This window comes from Stenotrophomonas sp. YJH_SMC_120, from assembly GCF_059368675.1.
This window is the reverse complement of record NZ_JCAFRY010000002.1, coordinates 283,305-305,913: the sequence shown is the minus strand read 5'-3', so window position 1 is coordinate 305,913 and position 22,609 is coordinate 283,305. Positions and strand designations below refer to the sequence as shown.

The window sequence follows — 22,609 nt, the reverse complement described above, 5'->3', positions numbered from 1 at the left end:
CATGAAAAAACCGTGGGCAATCGCCACATCGCGCTGTCTATAGAGGTATAGCCAGAGCGAAACACCGTTTCTCCTCAAGCCAGACATGCCACCGGCACCGGATGTGCCCGTGGTTCCGCCACGCTTGAGGAGTTCCCGTCCATGCCGTCCACGGCATCCGCCTGTCATCGTCGCACCACCGCTCTGGCCCTGGCTGTTTCCACCGCATTGCTGCCGCTGGCCTGGGTGCCGGCCGTGCAGGCGCAGCCGGCGATCGTCGCGCCGCTGCGCCAGTACACCATTCCGGAGCAGCCACTGGCTGATGCCGTACGCGCCTTTGGCCGCCAGGCCGATGTGCAGGTGGTGTTCCGCAGCGACTTGGTGGACGGCCGCCGCTCCAGCGCAGTGAAGGGTGAGTACAGCCAGATGCAGGCGCTGCAGCAGCTGTTGCGCGGCAGCGGCGTGCGTGCACAGCGCGGCATGGACGGTACCTGGAGCCTGCGGGCCGCAGCGGAGGCGGGTGAAGGGGAAGGGGTGCGGGTGACCGAAACACTGGACGTGGCCGGTCGCCTTCAGTCGGAAGGGGGTGAGGCCCGCGATCGGCGTGGCTACGACGATGTGTTCGCGCTGGACATGACCACGGCGTATTCGGGGCGCGACCGGGTGGAGCGTTACCGTGGCTCCAATCCGGCCGACGTAGTCAAGGATCTGGTCGGTGTGTTCAGTGGCGATGCGCGCAACAGCGGCGCGCTGGACGTCAACATCCGTGGCATCCAGGGGCCCGGGCGGGTGCCGGTCAGCATCGACGGCGGCGAACAGGCGCTCACGGTATGGCGTGGCTACAACGGCGTCAGCAACCGCAACTACATCGATCCCAACCTGATTGGTGGCATCCAGGTCATCAAGGGGCCAGGGCTGGTGCGCGATGTGCACAGCGGGATCGGTGGCGCGCTGGTGATCAAGACCATCGACGTCGATGACGTCGTCGCTGCCGGCGAGCGCTTCGGCGGGGAGCTGAAGATCGAAGGCAGCAGCAATGCGGTGGCACCGCGCCTGCCGCGGCTGCACACCGGCGAGGACTACCGCACCGTGCCGGGTTTCCCGCAGGGCTCGCCGAACTCACCCTACGACGACCGCACCCTGGTGGTGCCGGTGAAATCGCGTAGTGGCAACAACCCCTTCGATGGCGAGGACCAGGCCTGGCGCCTGGCGCTGGGCGTGCGTGGCAACAACGTCGACCTGATGGCCGCCTATGCCTGGCGCAAGCGCGGCAACTACTTCTCCGGGTCCAACGGTAGCGCCTACTACGACCAGGACCGGCGCGAGCAGTTCGAGTACCAGGGCATCGACTACATCACCACACTGGCGCGCTACTTCAAGCCAGGCGATGAAGTGCCCAATACTTCCAGCGAACAGGAATCCTGGCTGGTCAAGGGCAGCTGGCAGATCAACGATGACCAGCAGTTGAAGGCGACCTGGCGGCGCACGCTGTCGCACTACGGCGAGATCATGCCGTCGCGCATCCTGTCGGCCCCGGACTACGGTCGCATCCAGTGGCCGCTCAGCCGGGTCGATTCGGATGCGTGGAACCTGGAGTACCGTTTCCAGCCCGCTGGCAGTCGTTGGCTGGACCTGTACGCCAACCTGTGGCGCACGGAAACGGAAAGCGATACCTACAGCGCTGGCGGCTTCCCGAACTTCGCAGTGGGTGATCCGGCGTGGAATCCGGACGCCAGCCCGATCCTGCGCAACACCGCGCTGGCCAACGCGCGCAATGACCGCACCGGCCTGATCCTGAGCAACCGCTTCGCGCTGCATTCGACCCTGGACCTGACCGTGGGCGGCAACTGGCAGTACGAGAAGCTGGGGTCCCGCGATCCGTACTTCGGCACCACCGATGGCTGGCGCATGTTCCCGCGTGCCGGGCGCCGCCAGGAGGGTGAAGGCTACCTCACCCTGGAGTGGCGGCCGGTCGACTTCCTCACCCTCAATGCAGGCGTGCGCTACAGCCGCTACTGGGCCTTCGACGATTTCCTCGAGGCGCACCCCGAGCTGCTGACCAAGGGCGTAGGTGGCAAGGAAGCGCAGTACACCGTGAACGAATTGCCGCCCCGTCCCGCCAATCTGCAGGCCCGCATCGACGCGTTGGAAGCACGCCGCGCCGTATGGGAAAAGCGCGGCATGGGCTGGTTCATCGACGACAGCATCCGTGCGTTGCTGGCACCGTACGAGACGCCGCGTCCGGTCCGGTACACGCGGCCCTGGCTGCCCGATGCCGATGGCAACTACACCCGCGCCGCCAATCCCTGCCTCAATGGCGAAGTGGCGGCCATTCCCGGCGTGCAGCCGGTGTTCGCCGGCAGCGACCAAGTCTGCAACATCGGCAACAGCGTACAGTCACAGCCGGTCGATGGACGCAACAGCCGCCGCCGCGACCATGCCTGGCTGCCGACCTTCTCGGCCACCGCACACCTGTCCCCGGCGGCCCGTGCCTACGTGCGTTACAGCGAAGCGGTGCGCTTCCCGAGCATGTTCGAAAGCACCATCGCCTTCTCCGGCAGCCTCAATCCGCTGCATGCGCTCAAGCCCGAGCACGCCTACAACTACGAAGTGGGCTACGTGCACAACCTGTCGGCCCTGTTCGGCAACACCGCCGATGCCGACGTCAAGCTGGCGTACTACGTGCACAAGACCCGTGACGTGATCGAACGCGATGGCAACTTCCTGTTCGACAACATCGACAAGCAGACCATCCGTGGTATCGAACTGCAGGCCCGCTTCGACAACCGGCGCTTCTTCACCGATCTGGGCATCACCCGCACGCTGGAAAACGAGGTGTGTGACGAGAGCACGGCGGTGCTCCTGGACGCGAACCGCGGCCTGGTTCCGAACTGCGTGCAGGATGGTTTCGTCGGTGGCTACCTGCTGACCCAGGCCATTCCAAAGCTGTCGATCAACTGGTCGCTGGGCACGCGCCTGTCAGATGAGCGCCTGGAACTGGGCAGCCGCATCGTGCACTACCAGCGGCACGAGAACCCTGACCTGCAGGTCTACCGTGAGCGCCTGCTGAGCGGTGGCAGCGGCCTGCTCTGGCAGAACGTGCCGTTCACCTGGGGAAACATCACCACCGTCGATGCCTATGCGCGCTGGCGCTTCAACGAGCATGCCAGCGTCGAGCTGGTCGGCAGCAACCTCGGCAACCGCTACTACGTCGATCCAGCCACGCGCTCCACGCTGCCGGCCCCGGGTCGCACCCTGAAGCTCGGCGTCACCGCGCGCTTCTGATCTCCCACCTTCACGCGTTGTACCCGTAGTTCCCTCAACCAAGGAGCAATACCATGAAAATGATCTCCCGTTCGGTGCTCGCCGTTGCCGCCTCGCTGGCTCTGGTCGGTGCCGCGCATGCTGCCGATATCGTCGGTGCCGCCAGTGCCAGGACCGATGCCGAGCTGTACGTGGCGGTTGGCGAATCGCAGGTCAATGGCGGCCCGCACCGCGCTGGCAAGGCCGGCATCGGTGTCGGTACCGTGTCCCAGGCCAAGCCGGTGGACTTCCAGGGCCTGAGCGCCTACTCGGCACCCACCACCGTCAATGGCGTGACGGTACGTACCCTGGCCATGCCGATCACCGGCGCACCGGGCAGCCACGCCGGCATGGGCCACTTCAACTTCGTCAAGGTCGGCAGTGGCGATGTCTGGTTCGGCGAATGGTCCAAGGATGGCGCTGCCGGTGGCTTCAACAACCGCCAGGTCTACTTCGTTGGCGACCGCGCCGGCACCACGCTGCCCGCCGGCGTGGCGTCCTACACCGTGGCCGGCCTGAACAAGTTCAACGGCAGCAACCTGCTGAGCGGCACCTTCGACGCCGACTTCGGCGCCGGCACCCTGGATGGTGCGCTGTCCGGCAATGGCCTGACCCTGGCCATCGTTGCCAACATCAACAGTGCCGATGCATCGTTCGCCGGTTCGGCCAACGTCAATGGCAGCGTCAACGGCACCACCCAGGGCCAGTTCTTCGGCGCCAACGCGGCCACCCTGGCCGGCATCGCCACCTTCGCCGGCAACAGCCAGTACGACACCGCCTTCGGCGGCAGCAAGAACTGATTGCCACGCCCCTGACGGGGCAGGGCAGGGACAAGCCGCGATCCGCCAGTCCCTGCTTCGGCCCGCTGCATGCACCGCCACGGATCGACCATGCGCCATCCCATCTTCCTTGTGATCCTGTTGCTGGCGGCTGCCGATGTGCGCGCCCAGCAGGATGATCTTCGTCGTGTGCTGGAGCAGGGCAGCGAGCTGCGCCACCAGCAGCAGGACCAGCAGCGCCTGCAGCAGGCCGAGTCGGCGCGACCGACCATCACCATCGACGGCCAGACCCTGCGCGTGGAGCGCACGGTCGACGATCTGGGCCAGGCGCTGTACCTGTCGCTGCAGCATCAGCAATGGGGCGCAGCGCAGCGCTTCCTGGACGAATACATCGAACTGCCCGGCCACGACCCGTTGCTGCGCCACTACGCGCAGGGCGGCCTGGCGCGGGTGGCCGGCAATCACCACCGCGCGGCCAACGAGTACGAAGCACTGCTGGCGGCGCAGCCGGATTTCCTGCCGGCCCGCCTTGAGCTTGCACGTGTCCATGCCGAGGACCAGCGCGACCGCGATGCGGAGGCGTTGTTCACGGCCATCGCCGGTGGCATCAATGCCGACGACCCCACTACCGCGGGTGTACGCGGACGGGTGGACGCCTACCTGGCCGCACTGCAGGCGCGCAGGCGTTGGAAAGGAGCGCTGGCAGCCGGCCCGGCATGGAGCGACAACATCAACCGCAGCTCGGCCAGCCGCACCTGCCTGTTCGGAGTGGGCGACACCTGCATCATCCAGCGCAATCTTCCCGATGCCCAGCGCGCCATCGGCCTGGACTACGACGGCAACCTGGAGCGTCGCTGGGCACTGGCCGGTCATCACGGCGTCTATGTGCGCGCGCTTGCGTTCGGCCAGGCATGGCGCGGGCACAGCGCCTACAACGAGCTCAATGCGAGCGTGCAGGCGGGCTATAGCTGGCGCAGCGCTCGGCATACCCTGCAGATCGCGCCGAGCTATGACTACCAGGGCCTGGGCAACCGGGCCCTGCAGGGCGGCAGCGGGCTGCATGGCGAATGGCAATATGCATTGAACGGGCGAAGCCTGCTCAGGCTGGAGGCCGACTGGAAGCGCCAGCGCTATCGCCAGGGCGGCCTGGCCAGCAATTACGACGGTGAGCTGGCCGCGGTGTACGCCACCTGGTTCCGTGCGCTCAACCCGCGCTGGACCCTCTTTGCCGGGCTGGACCTGAGTGACAGCCGCGCCGCCAATCCGGCCAACGGCTACCGCCAGCGTGGACTGCGCCTGGGGGCGGCGCGCCAGTGGACGGGCACCACCGCCACCGTGTTCGTGTCGTTGCGCGAGCGCGACTACGAGGCGTGGAGCCCGCTGCTGGAGGCGCGGCGTGAGGACAGCGAACAGAACCTGATTGCTGTCGTGCGCAGCGAGCGCCTGGCGGTGGCCGGGCTGGTGCCCAGCCTGAGCCTGCGCTACGCGCGCATCGACAGCAACGTCGGCTGGCTGTACAGCCACGACCGCAGCCTGCTCAGCCTGAAATGGGAACGGGCCTTCTGAACGCGCCGCTGCGCTCCACGGTGAACGCGCCGTGGCCGCGATCTTCATTCATCATCACGCGCTCTTGTAGCCCGTTTCGCGCATCCTTCGGGTGTTGCGGCAGAGCTGGGCCGCGTGTATCGAGGAGCGCCGGTCGTGCTGGAAGCGGGCAACAAACCAGAGGGCCTGAAAGGGCTGCGTGTACTGGTGGCGGAGGATGAATTCGCCATCGCGATGTTTCTGGTCGACTATCTGGAGCTGAAAGGCGCACAGGTGGTGGGGCCTGCCGGTGACCTGCAGGCGCTGGGGCGGCTGGTCGATACCCATCCCATCGATGTGGCATTGCTGGACATCAACCTGGGCGGTGAGCAGGTCTATCCGCTGGCCGATCGGCTGGCCGAGACGGGTATCCCCTTCCTGCTGACCTCCGGTTACGACGACAACCTGCCCAGCCGCTTTGCCAGCGCGCCGCGCTGTACCAAGCCTTATCACATCGAAGCGCTGGTGCAGCAGCTGGCCGCGCTGGTGGCGGCGCCGCAGGTCTCTGCGGGCATTGCCTGATTGCGCGGCATGTCGCGCCGTCCTGAAGACATCCACGCCGCCAGGCTGCGTGGCCAGATGCCACCTGCACCGCAGCTGCATGTGCGCCACGATGGCATGGCCGCGCGCATCGCCCGCCACGACTGGTCATCCACGCCGTTGGGTGCCTGCGAGCAGTGGCCGCCCCACCTGCGCGCCACCGTCGACCTGATGCTGGCCCATGGTTTCCCGATGATCGTGCTGTGGGGTGAGCAGCTGGTGCAGCTCTACAACGATGGCTATGCCGAGATTCTGGCCGACAAGCATCCCGGAGGGCTCGGCCAGCCGACCCGCGAGTGCTGGCCCGAGGTCTGGCATATCAATGGACCGATCTACCAGCGCGTCTGGCAGGGCGAAACCATCACCTACGAGGACAAACTCTATCCCCTGGCGCGTCGCGGGCGGTTGGAGGATGTCTGGTTCACCATCACCTACAGCCCGATCCGTGGCGAGGAAGGGCGCATCAACGGCGTGCTCGTGACCATGTTCGAGACCACAGCGGCGCATGTGGCCCAATCGGCACGCGAGCGCGAAGAGCAGAAGCGGCGGGAGGCGGACCGGCGCCTGGCATTGGCCTTCAAGGTGCTGCCGGTGGGCGTCTGCATTGTCGACACCGAAGGGCGCCTGCAGCTGTCCAACGACCAGATGCGTGCCTACCTGCCCAGCGGCATGGTGCCCTCCACGGATGAGGTGAACCTGCATCGCTGGCGTGGCTGGCATGCGGACGGCAGCGCCATCGGGCCGGAGGATTTCGCCATCGCCCGTGCGATGCGCGGCGAGACCGTGGTGCCGGGGCTGGAGTTCCAGTATCTGCATGACGATGGGCGCGCGCGCTGGACCCGGATCGCGGCCGCGCCCCTGCGCGATGGCGACGGTGAGGTCAGCGGCGTATTTGCCATCGCCGTGGACATCGACGATCTCAAGCGTGCCACCGAGCGCCAGTCTGTATTGCTGGCCGAACTGCAGCACAGGGTGCGCAACATCATGTCGACCATCCATGCCATTGCCTGGCGGACCCGCGAGTCGGTCAGCAGCGTGGATGAATACGCTGAACGGTTGTGCGGGCGACTGATGTCGCTGGCGCGCACGCAGAGCCTGCTGACCCGCGGCGCCAATGCCGGGGTCTGCCTGCGTGGCATGCTCCATGAGGAGATCGCGGCGCAGACGCCGGCAGCGGCGGCCTACCGCCTGCAGGGCGAGGATGTGCTGCTGCCGCCGAAGGCGGCCGAAGTACTGTCCCTGGCGATCCACGAGTTGGCGAACAATGCCCTGCGGCATGGCGCACTGACCCATGAGGATGGCCGGATCGAGGTGACCTGGGATCTGCAGGTTCAGGCCGGCCAGCCATGGCTGGGCCTGCACTGGTGCGAGCGCCATGCCGAAGTGGAGGACTGGGAGCAGCCCCGGCAGCGTGGCCTTGGCCGGGCGCTGATCGAGCAGCGCGTGCCCTACGAACTCGCCGGCAGCGGCGAGCTGCGCTTTGGCCCGCAGGGCCTGGATGCCTGGATCCGCTTTCCGCTGCGCGAGCGAGACAGCCTGCTGCAGACCGATGCTCCCGGCGCGGCGGCGGGCGGTTCCGGCAGGTAGAGGTCCATTTATCCCCAATTGGGCCAAATTGGGCATAATGGCCTCAATTGTCCCCGTCTGGAGCCGTGCCATGACCCTGCCGCTGGATCTGCCTGGCCTCGAAAAGGCCCCCGCGTCGTCGGTGAAGACCCGTGGCTGGCCGAGCCTGATGCGCACCGTGCGCGAGAAGCAGGCGCTGGTCATCACCAACCACAACCACCCCGAAGCGGTGATCGTGGACATCCGCACCTACCAGGAACTGCTGGCCAAGGCCGCTGGCGGCGATGCCGGTGAGCGCAGCGAAGAACTGCTGCGCCTGCGCGGTGAGTTTGACCAGACCCTGGCCAGCCTGCAGCGCGGGGAGGGGCTGGGCAAGGTGCTGGGCCAGCCGATCCGCCGCGGTCGCAAGGTCACCCTCGGCCGTCCGCTCTGACCGATGGGGCGGATCCTGGTGCTTGCCGGCGTCAATGGCGCCGGCAAGAGTTCGCTGCTGGGTACCTGGCTGGAAGCCGAAGGGCTGGGCTGGTTCAACCCAGATTCGTTCACCCGGCGCCTGGTGGAGGCCGGCTGGCCGCTGCCCGATGCCAATGCGGAGGCCTGGCAGGAAGGCACCCGCCGCCTGCGCCAGGCCATGGCTGATGGCACGGACTTCGCCTTCGAGACCACGCTGGGCGGCAACACCATTTCAGGCCTGCTGCGCGAGGCCTGTGAGCAGCATCATGTGGCGGTATGGTTCTGCGGCCTGTCCAGCGTCGAGCTGCACATCGCCCGCGTCGCTGCGCGGGTAGCGGCCGGTGGCCACGATATTCCGGTGGAGAAGATCCACGCCCGCTTCGATTCGGCGCGCGAGAACCTGCTGGACCTGCTGCCACACCTGGCCGAGCTGCATGTCTACGACAACAGCGCTCCCGCCGACGCCGACGGCTGCGTCGAGCCGCTGCCGGTGCTGGCGATGGCGCATGGCCAACTGCAGTACCCGGTCTCGGTGGCCGAGCTGCTGCATACGCCGGATTGGGCCAAGCCCATCGTGATGCGTGCGATGGAATTGAACACCTCGGATTAGATCCACGCCATACGTGGATACCTTTCACACATCGCGCGAGACCGCGCCGTGTCCGACTGGGCGCCACCGGAGCTGCGGTTAGACTGACCGCACACTCAAGGAGGATGACATGCACGGACCTGCGACATTCCGCTCCAGTTCTATCTGCCTGGTGCTTGCCGCGCTGGCGCTGTCCTGCATGCCGACGATGGCAGCGTCGCCTGCCGCCAAGCGACCATCGCCGCCCAGCCTGGTGCAGGCCTTCCACGCCGCCGAAGCCAACCTGCGGCTGATTCCCGGCGGCGACATTGAATCCGACTTCCGCCCGGTTTGGACCGCTGTTGCCGATCTCGATGGCGATGGCCGTGCCGAGGTCGTGTATTTCTACACGTCCGACTATTCCGGCGGCAGCTTCGCCCAAAGCAACGTCGTTGCGGTGATGACGGCGCTGACGGCAAACGATCCGCGCGGCCAGGAGAACCCGAACAGCCTATCGCCGGTGGAAGCAGAGGACTATGCCGCCATCCGCAGGTATGGCTATGCTGACGACGCGGCTGAACAGATTCCAGGCGCCATCCGTGCCATCCGCATCCAGGGTGATCGCATCGTTGTCGATTTCACCGTCAGTGCCGGGGCGACGGTCTGCGAATGGAAGAGCCCGAACCGCCACGTCTGTCCGCCGGACGGAAACTACACATGGACGCTGCGTTGGACGCCGGGGAAGCTGACTCACATCAAGAAGTAGCGCCAGGGAGCGCCGGGCGTATTCGCCCGGCGCCACTGGCCCCGTAGGTCCACGCCAAGCGGGGACCGCGTTCTGCGGCCAGCCTCAGGCCGGCTTCACCTGTTCAGGCTCCGCAGCCTCCGGCAGTGGTGGCAAGGTCGGGTCCACCGTTACCGGTACATCGCTCTTCAACAACGCAGCGGCCTCCTTGTCGCTGCCCACTGCCGGCGGTGAGCCACGCAGCGGCAGGCCGGCGGTCTCCTTCACGAACAGCATGGTCACCAGGCCGATCACCGCCGCGCCCATCAGGTAATAGGCCGGCACCAGCGGGTCGCCGGTACGCTCCACCAGCCACGCGGTCACCAGCGGCGTAGTGCCACCGAACAGCGACACCGACACGTTGAATGCGATCGACAGCGCGCTGTAGCGCACCGGCGTATAGAACAGCGCCGGCAGCGTGGACGGCATCGAACTGGTGAAGCACACCAGTGCCAGGCCCAGCAGCATCAGGCCAAGGAAGATCAGCCCGTCGTTGCCGCTGCCGACCAGCAGCAGGCACGGAATGGCCAGCACCAGCAGCGCGATGCAGGCACCAATGATCATCGGTCGGCGGCCCAGCCTGTCACTGAACAACCCGCCGACGATGTTCAACGGCATCATCACCAGCATCACGATGATGATCAGCAGCAGGCCCTTGCTCTCGGCATAGCCCATGGTGACGCTGAGGTAGCTGGGCATGTAGGTCAGCAGCATGTAGTCGGTGACGTTGAACACCAGCACCAGGCCCATGCACACCAGCAGTTGGCGACCATGCACCTGGAACAGTGCGCCCAGCCCCGGCCGGTCGTGCTCGCGCTTCTCGGCTTCTTCGGCGAACGCGCGGAACGCCGGGGTTTCCTCCAGCTTCATGCGCATGTACAGGCCGAGCAGGCCCAACGGGCCGGCCACCAGGAATGGAATGCGCCAGCCCCAGTCCAGCATCTGCTCGCTGCTCAGCAGCATGTGCAGCGCAGTGACGGTACCGGCGCCTGCGATGTAGCCGCCCAGCGTGCCGAACTCCAGCCAGCTGCCCATCAACCCACGGTTGCGGTCGGTGGAATACTCGGCGATGAACGTGGCCGCACCGCCGTACTCGCCACCGGTGGAGAATCCCTGCACCACGCGCGCCAGCAGCAACAGCACCGGCGCCCAGATGCCGATGCGCTCGTAGGACGGAATCAGGCCGATCGCAAACGTGCCCAGCGCCATCAGGATCATGGTGAACGCCAGCACTTTCTGGCGCCCATAACGGTCGCCGAGCGGGCCGAATACAAGGCCGCCGAGCGGACGCACCAGGAACGCCACGGTAAAGGTGGCGAAGGCGGCGATCACCTGTGCGGTGGGGTTGCTGGACGGGAAGAACACCTGGCCGATGGTGACGGCCAGATAGCCGTAGACACCGAAGTCGAACCACTCCATGGCATTGCCCAGTGCGGCGGCACCGACGGCGCGCTTGAGCATGGGCGTGTCGACGACGGTGATCTCATCGACCTTCAGGTGACGGCGGCGCTTGAACCAGCCGAAATGGGCATGTGCCTCGGGTGTGTCCTGCATGGGGGCTCCCTGGGAGGTTTGAAATGGAGAAAACGGCGGCATGCGTGGATGCACGCGCACGGCGTGGCACCGCCGTTTCGGCGGAAGCACGGCAACGGGATCACGACGGCCGCGCTGTCAGCGGCCGGGAATCACAGCGATGCGGGGGGGGGATGCAGGCGAAGTGCCTGCGGGCGTCATCCGCCAGGATCCAGCGCGAGGCGATGGACGGGCGGAGCAGGAACATGCGTGGCAAGCGGAGCGCCGGTCGGCAGTGCTTTCCACGTAACAGGTGCGCCCGTCACGTAGTGGGTCGTGTCGATCATCCGTTCATCATAACGGCACGCGCGTGAGCGTGCAGCGAAGCGCAGTTGTCTGCACGCTGTGTTCCATCATGCCTGTTCATCTGCAAAGCAATGATGACGTGCGTTGAACGGAATCTGGTCGTGCTGCTCACATGCCGCCCTCTACGTTGTGGGCGAACGCAACAGAGAAGGAGCATCGCATGACCCGTCGCATTCCCGAAGGTACGCTTGTGGTTGTCGCCGATGGCAGTTCGGCCCGTGTATTCACCAATGTCGGCAGCGATCACCAGCTGGCCTTGAAGCAGGAAGGTGAACTGCGCCTGCAGGACATCAGCGAGCAGGGTGTATCCGGGCAGGGGCCTGCGGGTGCAGTGCCGAAGGACATGTCGGTATCCCAGCTCAACGAGGCGACGTTCGCCAAGCAGGTGGCGGAACAGCTCAATGAGGACGCGTTGAAGAACCGCTATGCACACCTGGTGTTGATCGCTGATCCGACCACGCTGGGACGCATCCGTCCGCTGCTGCACAAGGAAACGCAGGCCCGCCTGCTGGGCGACATCGCCAAGGACCTGACCAACGCGCCGTTGGCGGATATCCAGAAGGCGCTGGCGGCGTAGCACGGATGCCATTCATGCGCGATCACCTGTCGGCGGAGCCCGACCGATTGGATGTGGAGGCGCAGGTCGGCTGGCTGCTTCTCGAGTTTGGCGCGCCCTGGTGTGGCCACTGCCAGGCCGCGCAGCCCGCGTTGCAGGCCTTTGTCGAAGCGAACGATCTGCCGCACTGGAAGATCGAGGATGGCAAGGGCAGGCCTCTGGGCCGAGCGTTCAAAGTGAAGCTGTGGCCGACGGTGGTGCTGCTGCACGATGGAGAAGAGGTCGCGCAGGTAGTGAGGCCGCTGGACAGCGTGGACCTCATGTCGTTGCAGGGCGCGCTTCCCGATTGAGGAGTGAACCGGGCGTGGCACCCGGGGCAGTCGCACTGCAGCATGCGGCGTGACAGGCCCGGTGCTAGCATCCGGCTATCACCTGAATCGATCCAAATGCCGATGCCCACGCTGGACCGTCGTCTCCTGATCGCTGTCGCCGCCACGGCGATGCTCGCTTCCGGCCTGGCTTCGGCCGCGCCTGCCAGAACCGCCGCCGACAAGGCCTATGCATCGGTGGACCCGTTCATCGGCACCGGTGGCGAAGGTCACACCTATCCGGGTGCGACGGTACCGTTCGGCATGGTCCAGCTCAGCCCGGATACGCGTATCCAGCCGCGCGAGAAGGCCTACGGTTGGGCGGCCGGCTACCGCTACGACGACAGCAGCATCGTCGGCTTCTCGCACACCCATTTTTCCGGCACTGGCCATTCCGATCTGGGCGACATCCTGCTGATGCCGTTCACCGGCAGTCCCGGCCTGGAGCGTGGCGATCCCGAGAAGCCGCGCAGCGGCTATGCCTCCCGCTTCCGCCATGATGACGAGAAAGCGGAGCCGGGCTACTACGCGGTCACGTTGGACGATTACAAGGTGCGTGCCGAGCTGACCACCAGTACCCGCGTGGGGGTGCATCGCTATGCGTTCCCCAAGGGCACCGACGCCAAGGTGCTGCTGGACATGCGCACCAGCATGTACGACTACCCGGGCAAGGTGTTGTGGTCGCGGGTGCGGGTGCGTGCCGACGGCACGGTGACCGGCTTCCGCGAGACGCGCGGCTGGGCGCCGGGCCGCCAGCTGTATTTCGCGATGCGCTTCTCGCGCCCGCTGGCCGGGCATGAGCTGCACAACACCGAGCAGGACATCGTCTACAAGGGCTTCCCGCCGCCGGGCGAGAAGGATCCGTCCCAGCGCGCACAGATCGAGGGCCGTCAGCTGGTCGGTACCTTCGCATTCGGCAAGCTGGACGCACCGCTGGTGGTCAAGGTTGCCATCTCGCCGGTCAGCGAGGCCGGCGCCATTGCCAACCTCGACGCGGAAGTGGCCGACTTCGATTTCGACCGCGTGCGTGCGCAGGCGAAACAGGAATGGACGCAGGCGCTGTCGGTGCTCGACATCGATGCACCCGAGCACGCTCGCCGCAGCGCCTATACCGCGCTGTACCACACACTGTTGGGGCCGACGCTGTTCATGGATACCGATGGCCAGTATCGCGGTTCGGACAATGCCGTGCACAAGGCCGATGGTTTCACGAACTATTCGACGTTCTCGCTGTGGGATACCTACCGTGCGTTGCACCCGTTGCTGACCCTGGTGCAGCCGGAGAAGCGCAACAGCGACTTCGTCAATTCGATGCTGGCCCACCATGAGCACAGCCCCTACGGCATGCTGCCGGTGTGGTCGTTCCATGGCCTGGAAGACTGGTGCATGATCGGCTATCACGCCGTGCCGGTGATCGCCGACGCCTACGTGAAGGGCATTCGTGGCTTCGACGCCGACAAGGCGCTGAAGGCGATGGTCGAGACCGCCAATTACGGCCCCTATGACGGTATCGCGCAGTACCGCGAGCTGGGCTACGTGCCGATCGACGAGGAAGGTGAAGCGGCCAGCAAAACGCTGGAATACGCCTTCGATGACTGGACCATCGCACGCATGGCGCAGGCGATGGGCAAGGGCGATATCGCGGCGACCTTCGACAAGCGCGCGGCCAACTGGCGCAATGCGTTCGACAAGGACACCGGCTTCATGCGCGCACGCAAGCGCGACGGCAGTTTCCGCACCCCGTTCGACCCCAGCGCCAGTGGCTACGGTACCGACTACACCGAGGGCAACGCCTGGCAGTATTCCTGGTATGTGCCGCAGGACGTGGCCGGGCTGGCGGCAGCGCACGGTGGCAGCGACAAGCTGCTCGCGCGCCTGGACGAGGTGTTCAACGCCAAGGTGGATCCGTCCATCTTCGAGCACATGGAAGACATCACCGGGCTGATCGGCTGGTATGCACATGGCAACGAACCCAGCCACCATGTGGCCTACCTGTACTCGTACGCTGGCCAGCCGTGGCGCACCCAGGCGCGCCTGAAGCAGATCATGGACACCCAGTACGCCGACCGTCCGGATGGCCTGGCCGGCAACGATGACGTCGGCCAGATGTCGGCGTGGCATGTGTTCACCGCGCTGGGCTTCTATCCGGTGGCACCGGGCTCGGGCGAGTACATCCTGGGCCGCCCGTTCCTGCCGAAGACCGCGATGCGCCTGCCCAACGGCAAGACGTTCACCATCGTGGCCGATGGCCTGGATGACAGGCACACCTATGTGGGCAGCGTGAGCCTCAACGGCAAGCCGCTGCAGCGCACCTTCCTGCGCCACGACGAGATCCTGGCCGGTGGCGAGCTGCGCTTCAGCATGCAGGCCGAGCCGAACAAGGACTGGCCGGGGCAGGGCGCGCAGGCGCCGTACTCGATGAGCCGGTGATGCGGGGCGGCGCCGTCCTGCCGCCGCCATTGACCCCCGCACCTGGTAGGTGCCAACCTTGGTTGGCACGCGGGAGGTCAACGGTGCCCACCAAGGTAGGCCGTCTACCGGAATCCGTGGGTCGCGGCGCTTTTGGTAGGTGCCAACCTTGGTTGGCACGCAGGACGTCAACGCGAACGGAACCGAACCCCCACCCGCGCGCCACCGAGCGGCGCCGTTTCGATCTTCAGCATCGCACCATGCCGCTGCGCGATCTCGGCCACGATCGCCAACCCCAGCCCGCAGCCATCGCCTTCGCTGCTGGCCCGGTAGAAGCGTTCCGTGACGCGCGTGCGTTCGGCTTCGGCAATGCCGGCGCCGTCATCGTCAACCCATGCCTGCACGCCTTCGGTCTCCTGCCGAACGCCGAGGGTGATTACACCGGGCACGGCACCGTAGCGCAGCGCGTTGTCCAGCAGGTTGCCCAACGCTTCGCGCAGCAGCTGCGGATCGCCCTGTACCTGCACGCCGTCGTCTGGCCCCTCGTAGCCCAGGTCAACGCCCGCCGCCAACGCACGGTCGGCGTAGCGCTCCACCACCCCGCGTGCCAACGCAGCCAGGTCCACCGGTTGCAGCGGCAGTGCACTGCCATGCGGATCTTCCGAGCGGCTGAGCATCAGCAGCTGGTTGACCAGATGCTGCAAGCGGGCCAGCCCGGCCAGCGTGCCGGACAGCGCCAACTGCTGGGCCTGCGGGTCGTGCTGGCGCAATGAACTCTCCAGTTCCACCTGCATCGCCGCCAAGGGCGTGCGCAGCTGGTGCGCGGCATTGCTGACAAAGCGCCGCTGCGCATCCTGCATCGCGTCCAGACGCTGCAGCAGCGCGTTGTAGGCCTCCACCGCCGGCCACAGTTCGCGCGGCGCCTCCTGCGCGGGGTCCAACGGTGCCAACGGATCCGGCCGCGGGCTGGCCAGCTTCCGCGCAACCAGGTTGGCATGGCGAGCGGCAGCGCCTGTACCGGACCAGGCCAGCCACGCCGCCAGTGTCAGGATCGCGGCCTGGAAGGGAACGCTGGTCAGCAGCAGCTTGCGCTCCAGCCGGTGGCGTTTGCGAAGCGTCTCAGCCACGCGCAGCCGGATGTCATGGCCCGGTCCGGCGCTGACCACCACCTCGACCATGCGCACCGGTTGACCGCGCACCCGTGCATCGTAGTAGACGGCTTCGTCATCATTTCCCGATGCGATTGCGGGGCGTGGCAGTGCTTCGGGCAGGTCGCCATACAAACGCGCACCCGCCGAGTCGACCACCTCGCCATGCACTTCGTCGGCGGTGTCCCAGCTGAACATGCGCGAGACGGCTGGGGTGATCTCGATCGAAGCGCGGCCATCCTGCACCGTCACCAGCTCGGACAACGACATCGCCGAATCCAGCAGCCAGCGGTCGTAGACCTGGCCGGCATAGAACCGGGCCAGCGCAAATGAACCCACTGCGCTGCACAGCAGCAGCACCAGCAGCGGCAGCCACAGGCGCCTGAGCAGCAGGCCACGCAGGCTGTGCACGCGCTCAGTCACCCACGGCCTCCAGCCGGTATCCAAGCCCACGCAGCATGCGAATGCCGACGCCGGCACGCGCCTGTTCCAGCTTGCGGCGCAGGCGGCTGACATGCACCTCGATCACCGACAGGTTGGCCTCGTGGTCCCAGCTGTACAGCGCATCGAACAAGCGCTGCTTGGTGACGGTGCGACCGGGATGCTGCATCAGTGCCTCGACCAGCGACAGCTCGCGCGCGGTCAACTCGATGCGCTGGCCTTCAACCTGCACTTCATTGCGGATGCTGTCGAAGCACAACCGGCCCAATCGCTTCTGAGCCGGTGCATCGCTGCGACGGCGCGACAGTGCACGCAGGCGCGCTTCCAGCTCACCGAGTGCGAACGGCTTGGCCAGGTAATCGTCGCCACCGCGGTCGAGGCCGAGGATGCGGTCCTCCACACCATCGCGTGCGGTCAGGATCAGCACCGGCAGGGTGGCGCCGTCGTTGCGCAGGCGCGAGAGCAGGTCCAGGCCATCGACGTCGGGCAATGAAAGGTCGAGCACCATCACGTCATACGGTGCGCTGGCCAATGCCGCCGGCGCGTGCAGTCCACGCGAGAGGTGGTCGCACAGATGACCGGCACCCTGCAGGGCGCGGATCAGTCCATCGGCCAGAGCGGCGTCGTCTTCGATCAGCAGGATTCGCATTGCAAGCTTCGTGCAAGGTTGGGGCAAGTTTGGCGCAAGTGCATCACCTTACCGTGACGTGCATGAATTTCTCCTCTCGTCTAGCGGCCGTGCTGGCCACGCTTCTGTGCGCGCCTGCGGCTACGGCGCTGTCCCTGCAGGAAGCGCAGCGCGCAATGGAAGCACACAACCCGGACCTGCGCGCGGCGGCACTGGAGCTGCGCGGTGTGCAGGGCGATGCGCAGACGGCGGCATTGCGCCCGGCCACCGAGCTGTCGATCGGCACCAGCAAGATCAGCCCCAAGCACGGCATCGGCCCCGGACGCTGGCAGGACAAGCGGGTGGACAGCACCGTGGGCCTGGGCTGGACCTGGGAGCGCGGCGGCAAGCGCGCACTGCGCATCCGCCAGGCCGACGCGCTGCTGGAAGTGGCCGGGCTGGAGATGCTCGATGCGCGGCGTCGCCAGCAGGTGGCGCTGCATGAAACCTATTTCGGCCTGAAGGGCGCCCAGGAGCGGGCGCGGATTGCTGATGCCAACCGGCAGAGTTCGGCCGAGCAGATGGCGGCGGCGGACAAGCAGGTCGCGACAGGGGCGATGGCACCGGTGGATCGCGCGCGGCTGGCGGTGGACGATCTCGCCGTAGCCGACGCGGCGCGCGAGGCGGCCCTGGATCTGCGCGACGCGCGGCATGCGCTGGGGCTGCTGCTCGGCCGCGATGACAGCCGCGACCTCAGTGCAGATGACCCCTGGCCGGATGCCAACAGCGTGGCCGATGTACGCGCGTTCGACCCGCAGCAGCGCGCCGACCTGCGTGCCGCGCGTTCGCGCCTGGCTGCGGCCGACGCGGGCGTGGCTCTGGCGCGCAGCGAGCGCCATCGCGATATCCAGCTGGGTGTGGAGGCCGAGCGCGAGCCGACCGACATCAGCGGTGTTACCTGGGGCGTGTCATTGACCATTCCGCTCGGCGGCCCGTCACGTGCACGAGGCGCGATCCAGCGTGCCGAGGCCGACCGTGACAGCGCCGCGCTGGAGCTGCAGGTACTGCAGCGCGAAGCACGCGCCGAGCTGGACCAGCTGCAGGCCAGCGCGCAGTCCGCCGCACAGCGCCGCAGCGACTATGAGGGACTGCAGTCCGACGCCGCACGCAAGGCGGTGCAGGGCATCGAACTGGCGTACCGGCGCGGCGCCGCCAGCCTGACCGATCTGCTGGATGCGCGCCGTAGCTGGCGCGACTTCGAGGCCGCGCTGATCGAGGCGCGCGCCGACCATGCCATTGCCCTGGCGCGCTGGGAAGCGGCCACATCCGTTGCTGAAGGAGAGTCCCGATGAAGTCCACCGTCGCCCATCGCCCGCGGGCGCGACACGCCGTGCTGCCGGCCCTGCTGGCGCTGGCCCTGCTGGGCGGCTGCGGCCGTGAGCCGGCGTCCTACACCGAGGATGCGCCGCAGATCAGTGCCGGCCAGATCCAGTTTCCTGCCGGCAGCCGCCAGCTGGACGTGCTGCGCAGCGAGGCGGTGACCGCCGGCGCCAGCGCCAGCCTGCAGCTGCCGGGGCGGGTGGTCTGGGACGAGACCCGTTCCAGTGCACTGCGCACGCCGTTGCCGGGGCAGGTGGCGCGCATCGAGGCGCAGCCGGGCCAGAAAGTGAAGGCCGGCCAAGTGATTGCCTGGATCACCTCGCCCGAGTTCGGCCAGGCCCAGGCGGAGGGCGTGCGTGGCCGCGCCGAGCTGCAGCAGGCGCGCAAAGAGCTGGAGCGCACCCGCGAGCTGCATGCGGCGGGTGTGGCGTCGGGCCGCGAACTGGACGAGGCCGAGGCCAACTTCGCCGGCAGCCAGGCCGATCATGCGCGTGCAACCGCCTTCGCCAAGGCATATGGCAATGGCCAGCGCGTCGACCAGCGCCTGCCGCTGCGCGCGCCGATCGATGGCGTGCTGGTGGAGCGACGGATGAGCCCGGGCATGGCGGTCAGCCCGGACAGCGAACAGCCGTTGGCGATGATTGGTGATCCGGACCGCCTGTGGTTGCTGCTGGATGTTCCCGAGAGCCTGGCCGGACGCATGAAGGCGGGCATGCAGGTGAGCGTACCTGGTGCCGATGGCCAACTGCTGCAGGCGACCCTGCAGCACGTGGATGACTTCGTCGACCGCGAACGGCGCGTGGTGCAGGCGCGCGCCGAGCTGGACAACCGCGCACGCGGCTTCAAGGCAGGGCAGTACGTGCGCGCCCAGGTGGCGTTGCCGGCCGAGGGCGGTGTCTCGCTGCCCGATGCGGCCGTGCTGCTGATCGACGGCAAGCAGGTGGTGTTCGTGGAGAGGGACAAGGGACGCTACGTGCGCCATGCCGTGCACGCCGAGGAGCTGGGTGACGGCCGGCTGTGGGTGCGTGACGGCCTGGCGGTTGGCAGCAGGGTGGTGGTCGAGGGCGGCCTGCTGTTGCAGCAGCTGGTCGACAGCGCGCCAGCCGCCGCCAGCACCGGCACGGGGCACGCGGCCCCATGATCGATCGCCTGATTGCCTACTGCCTGCGCCAGCCGCTGATGGTGATGCTGGCACTGCTGTTGTTCATCGGCGGCGGTATCGCCGCATTCCGCGTGCTGCCGGTGGAGGCCTTCCCGGATGTGTCCGATACCCAGGTGACGGTGGTGTCGCTGCACCCGGGCCGCGCCGCCGAAGAGGTGGAACGCGAAGTGACGATGCCGCTGGAAGTGGCCTTGTCCGGCATTCCGCATTCGGTGCGGGTGTTCTCGCATACCCAGTTCGGCCTGTCGATGATCATCCTGACCTTCGACGACAAGGCCGATGACTACTTCGCGCGCCAGCAGGTGCTGGAGCGCCTGCAGGGGGTGGAGCTGCCGGAAGGGGTGACACCGGAACTGGAGGCGATGAGTTCGGCGGTGGGTGAGATCTACCGGTACGTGCTCAAAGGCCCGCACATGACGCCGACCCAGCTGCGCACCGTGCAGGAATGGACGATGGAACGCAGCCTGCGCACCGTGCCGGGCGTGGCCGATGTGATCAGCTTCGGCGGCTTCGCGCGCACGTTCCAGGTCAAGCCGGACCTGGACAAGCTGCGTGACCGCGGCATCAGCCTGGGTGAGTTCGCCGAGGCGCTGGAAAAGGGCAGCTCCAATGCCGGCGGCGGCTACGTGGAACGCGGGCAGCAGCAGTTCCTGATCCGCGGCGTCGGTCTGATGCGCTCGCCCGCCGACATCGGCAATGTGGTGGTTGCGCAGCGCGGGGGCACGCCGATCCTGGTGCGTGACCTGGCCGGCATCGCCGATACCGGCCTGCCACGGCAGGGCCTGGTCGGCCAGGACGACAATGACGATGCGGTGTTCGGCATGGTGCTGATGCGCAAGGGCGAGAATCCGTCCGACGTGCTCGACGCCCTGCATGCGCGCATCGCCGAGATCGAGGCCAACCAGCTGCCGCACGGGGTCAGCATCGAGCCGTTCTACGACCGCTCGTGGCTGGTCTCGACCACGCTGAAAACCGTCTTCAGCAACCTGCTGGAAGGCGCGGTGCTGGTGTTCCTGGTGCTGTGGCTGTTCCTGTACAACGCCCGCGCCGCACTGATCGTGGCGGCGATGATGCCGCTTGCGCTGCTGTCGACCTTCCTCGGCCTGCATCTGTGGGGCGTACCGGCCAACCTGCTGTCGTTGGGTGCGATGGACTTCGGCATCATCATCGATGGCGCGGTGATCGTGACCGAGCACATCGTCTCGCGATTGTCGAAGCTGCCCCCTGCGGCCGACCGGAAGACACGGTTTTCAACCATTCTTTCGGCAGCGTCGGAAGTGGGGCGGCCGACGTTTTTCTCGATGTTGATCATCATCGCCGCACACATCCCGATCTTCACCCTGCAGCGCCAGGAGGGCCGCATGTTCGCGCCGATGGCTTATTCGGTGACCTCGGCGTTGATCGGTGCATTGATCCTGGCGCTGACCGTGGTGCCCCTGTTCTGCTACTGGTGGTTGCGGCGCGACCGCATGCGCGACGGCAATCCGCTGATGGACCGCCTGACCGGCTGGTACCGGCCGATCCTGGAGCGCGCTCTGGCTCGCCCGCGTGCGGTGGTACTGACCGCGGTTGCGCTGCTGGTCGGCACGCTCGCGTTGGGCACGCGGCTGGGTTCGGAGTTCCTGCCCGAGCTGGACGAGGGCTCGATCTGGCTGACCGCCACGCTTGACCCCAGCACCAGCCTGGCCGAGGCGCAGCAGCAGTCGCGGCGCATCCGTGAGCTGGTCGGCACCTTCCCGCAGGTATCGACGGTGGTGGCCAAACTGGGGCGCCCGGAAGACGGCTCCGATGCCAAGGGCGCGAACCAGATCGAGGCGCTGGTGGCGTTGAAGCCGGAGAAGGAATGGCCGAAGGGGGTGGACAAGCGGCAGTTGGTCAGCGACCTGCAGCGCACGCTGGAGCAGCGCATTCCGGGGCCGGAGTTCTCGATCTCGCAGCCGGTGCGCGACAACATCCTGGAGAGCATCTCGCAGATCAAGGGCCAGGTGGTGATCAAGGTCAGCGGCTCGGATCTGGATGTACTCAACCAGCAGGCGCAGGCGATCCTGGGCCAGGTGCGTAGCGTGGAGGGCGTGGAGAGTGCCTTCATCGACCGCGACGGCTCACTGCCGCAGCTGCAGATCGAAATCGACCGCGACCGTGCTGCGCGCTATGGCTTGAACGTGCGCGACATCGACGAGGTGATCGAGACCGCACTGGGCGGGCGCCAGGTCGGCGAGTTGTGGGAGGGTGACCGCAGGTTTCCGATCACGCTGCGCCTGGACGATGCCGACCGTGACCTGCAACGACTGCGCACGGTGCCGGTCGGCATCGGCGATGGTCACACGGTGACGTTGTCCGAGGTGGCCGACTTCCGCATGGCCAGCGGCGCGATCAACATCTCGCGCGAGAACGCACAGCGGGTCAAGGCGGTGAGCATCTTCATCGCCGGGCGTGACATGGGCAGCGTGGTGGCCGACATGCGCAAGCGCGTGGACGCCAGCGTGCAGTTGCCGGAAGGCTACCGGCTGGAATGGTCCGGGGAGTTCGAGAACCAGCAGCGTGCGATGAAGCGGCTGGGCTGGGTGATCCCGCTGTCGGTGCTGATCATCTTCGTGCTGCTGTTCGATGCCTTCAAGGACATCAGCAGTGCGGCGCTGATCCTGGCCAACGTGCCACTGGCGATGATTGGCGGCATCCTCGCCCTGTGGTTGACCGGCATCCCGCTGTCGGTGTCTGCGGCGATTGGTTTCATCGCATTGTTCGGGCAGGCGGTCTTGAACGGGGTGGTGATGCTCAGTCGCTTTGCCCAGCTGCGCGAGCAGGGCATGGACCTGCTGCAGTCGGTGGTGCAGGGCTCGCTGCAGCGCCTGCGCACGGTGCTGATGACCGCACTGCTGGCGATGTTCGGCCTGCTGCCGATGGCGACCTCGCATGCCATTGGCGCCGAGACCCAGAAGCCGCTGGCGGTGGTGGTGATCGGTGGCCTGCTGTCGGCGATGCTGCTGACCCTGCTGGTACTGCCGACGCTTTACTACTGGGTGCATCGCCGCCGCGAGGCACGCACGGGCTGACGGTGATGTCCGGTTCTGCGCCCGGTAGAGGCCAACCTTAGTTGGCACGCG

Annotated in this window: 17 protein-coding genes; 14 read left to right on the top strand and 3 right to left on the bottom strand. The window is 66.9% G+C overall.

Features of this window, described 5'->3' with window-relative positions; genetic code table 11:
- Nucleotides 1-141: 141 nt before the first annotated feature.
- The 8 genes from AC5P60_RS05500 to AC5P60_RS05465 all read left to right on the top strand — a co-directional run bounded on the left by AC5P60_RS05500 (nucleotide 142) and on the right by AC5P60_RS05465 (nucleotide 9,538).
- Nucleotides 142-3,264: a TonB-dependent receptor gene (locus AC5P60_RS05500; RefSeq protein WP_483693203.1), complete on the top strand. Its 3,123-nt coding sequence runs from the start codon at nucleotides 142-144 to the stop codon at nucleotides 3,262-3,264.
- Between the two features lie 53 nt (nucleotides 3,265-3,317).
- Complete coding sequence (locus AC5P60_RS05495; RefSeq protein WP_024956511.1) at nucleotides 3,318-4,082, top strand: Slam-dependent surface lipoprotein; 765 nt, start codon at nucleotides 3,318-3,320, stop codon at nucleotides 4,080-4,082.
- 90 nt (nucleotides 4,083-4,172) lie between these two features.
- Complete coding sequence (locus AC5P60_RS05490) at nucleotides 4,173-5,627, top strand: surface lipoprotein assembly modifier (protein ID WP_483693202.1); 1,455 nt, start codon at nucleotides 4,173-4,175, stop codon at nucleotides 5,625-5,627.
- A 135-nt stretch (nucleotides 5,628-5,762) separates the two neighbouring features.
- The gene (locus AC5P60_RS05485) at nucleotides 5,763-6,167 is read left to right on the top strand and encodes a response regulator (protein WP_024956513.1); all 405 of its coding nucleotides are present in this window, start codon (nucleotides 5,763-5,765) and stop codon (nucleotides 6,165-6,167) included.
- Nucleotides 6,168-6,176: 9 nt separating this feature from the next.
- On the top strand, nucleotides 6,177-7,772 hold the full coding sequence (locus tag AC5P60_RS05480; protein WP_495201702.1) for a sensor histidine kinase: 1,596 nt from the start codon (nucleotides 6,177-6,179) through the stop codon (nucleotides 7,770-7,772).
- 70 nt (nucleotides 7,773-7,842) lie between these two features.
- Entirely contained in the window at nucleotides 7,843-8,184 is a 342-nt protein-coding gene (locus AC5P60_RS05475) for a type II toxin-antitoxin system prevent-host-death family antitoxin (RefSeq protein WP_005413623.1), read from the top strand.
- A gap of 3 nt (nucleotides 8,185-8,187) precedes the next feature.
- Nucleotides 8,188-8,814 carry an ATPase gene (locus tag AC5P60_RS05470; RefSeq protein ID WP_483693200.1) on the top strand — a complete coding sequence of 209 codons (627 nt, stop codon included), beginning with the start codon at nucleotides 8,188-8,190 and terminating at the stop codon, nucleotides 8,812-8,814.
- A gap of 109 nt (nucleotides 8,815-8,923) precedes the next feature.
- Entirely contained in the window at nucleotides 8,924-9,538 is a 615-nt protein-coding gene (locus AC5P60_RS05465) for a hypothetical protein (RefSeq protein ID WP_049454632.1), read from the top strand.
- An 84-nt stretch (nucleotides 9,539-9,622) separates the two neighbouring features.
- Here the strand turns inward: AC5P60_RS05465 and proP are convergent, their stop codons facing one another.
- A complete protein-coding gene (proP, locus tag AC5P60_RS05460; RefSeq protein WP_049403365.1) occupies nucleotides 9,623-11,110 on the bottom strand; it encodes a glycine betaine/L-proline transporter ProP in 1,488 nt (495 codons plus the stop codon).
- Nucleotides 11,111-11,594: 484 nt separating this feature from the next.
- Here proP and AC5P60_RS05455 point away from each other — a divergent pair, with 484 nt between their 5' ends.
- From AC5P60_RS05455 to AC5P60_RS05445, 3 genes are all read left to right on the top strand, one after another.
- Complete coding sequence (locus tag AC5P60_RS05455; RefSeq protein WP_483693199.1) at nucleotides 11,595-12,011, top strand: baeRF12 domain-containing protein; 417 nt, start codon at nucleotides 11,595-11,597, stop codon at nucleotides 12,009-12,011.
- A 5-nt stretch (nucleotides 12,012-12,016) separates the two neighbouring features.
- On the top strand, nucleotides 12,017-12,340 hold the full coding sequence (locus AC5P60_RS05450) for a thioredoxin family protein (protein ID WP_483693198.1): 324 nt from the start codon (nucleotides 12,017-12,019) through the stop codon (nucleotides 12,338-12,340).
- Between the two features lie 96 nt (nucleotides 12,341-12,436).
- Complete coding sequence (locus AC5P60_RS05445; protein WP_483693197.1) at nucleotides 12,437-14,788, top strand: GH92 family glycosyl hydrolase; 2,352 nt, start codon at nucleotides 12,437-12,439, stop codon at nucleotides 14,786-14,788.
- Between the two features lie 167 nt (nucleotides 14,789-14,955).
- Here the strand turns inward: AC5P60_RS05445 and AC5P60_RS05440 are convergent, their stop codons facing one another.
- On the bottom strand, nucleotides 14,956-16,338 hold the full coding sequence (locus AC5P60_RS05440; RefSeq protein WP_049432910.1) for a sensor histidine kinase: 1,383 nt from the start codon (nucleotides 16,336-16,338) through the stop codon (nucleotides 14,956-14,958).
- On the bottom strand, nucleotides 16,331-17,005 hold the full coding sequence (locus AC5P60_RS05435) for a response regulator (protein ID WP_005413615.1): 675 nt from the start codon (nucleotides 17,003-17,005) through the stop codon (nucleotides 16,331-16,333). The genes AC5P60_RS05440 and AC5P60_RS05435 overlap by 8 nt, the downstream gene beginning before the upstream one ends.
- Before the next feature lie 62 nt (nucleotides 17,006-17,067).
- On the opposite strand from AC5P60_RS05435, the gene AC5P60_RS05430 reads away from it, so the two are divergent.
- Genes AC5P60_RS05430 through AC5P60_RS05420 form a run of 3 tightly spaced genes read left to right on the top strand, consistent with a single transcriptional unit; the run spans nucleotide 17,068 to nucleotide 22,558 of the window.
- Entirely contained in the window at nucleotides 17,068-18,315 is a 1,248-nt protein-coding gene (locus AC5P60_RS05430) for a TolC family protein (RefSeq protein ID WP_231522261.1), read from the top strand.
- Complete coding sequence (locus tag AC5P60_RS05425) at nucleotides 18,312-19,484, top strand: efflux RND transporter periplasmic adaptor subunit (protein WP_483693196.1); 1,173 nt, start codon at nucleotides 18,312-18,314, stop codon at nucleotides 19,482-19,484. The genes AC5P60_RS05430 and AC5P60_RS05425 overlap by 4 nt, the downstream gene beginning before the upstream one ends.
- Nucleotides 19,481-22,558 carry an efflux RND transporter permease subunit gene (locus AC5P60_RS05420; protein WP_353949918.1) on the top strand — a complete coding sequence of 1,026 codons (3,078 nt, stop codon included), beginning with the start codon at nucleotides 19,481-19,483 and terminating at the stop codon, nucleotides 22,556-22,558. The genes AC5P60_RS05425 and AC5P60_RS05420 overlap by 4 nt, the downstream gene beginning before the upstream one ends.
- Nucleotides 22,559-22,609: the final 51 nt, after the last annotated feature.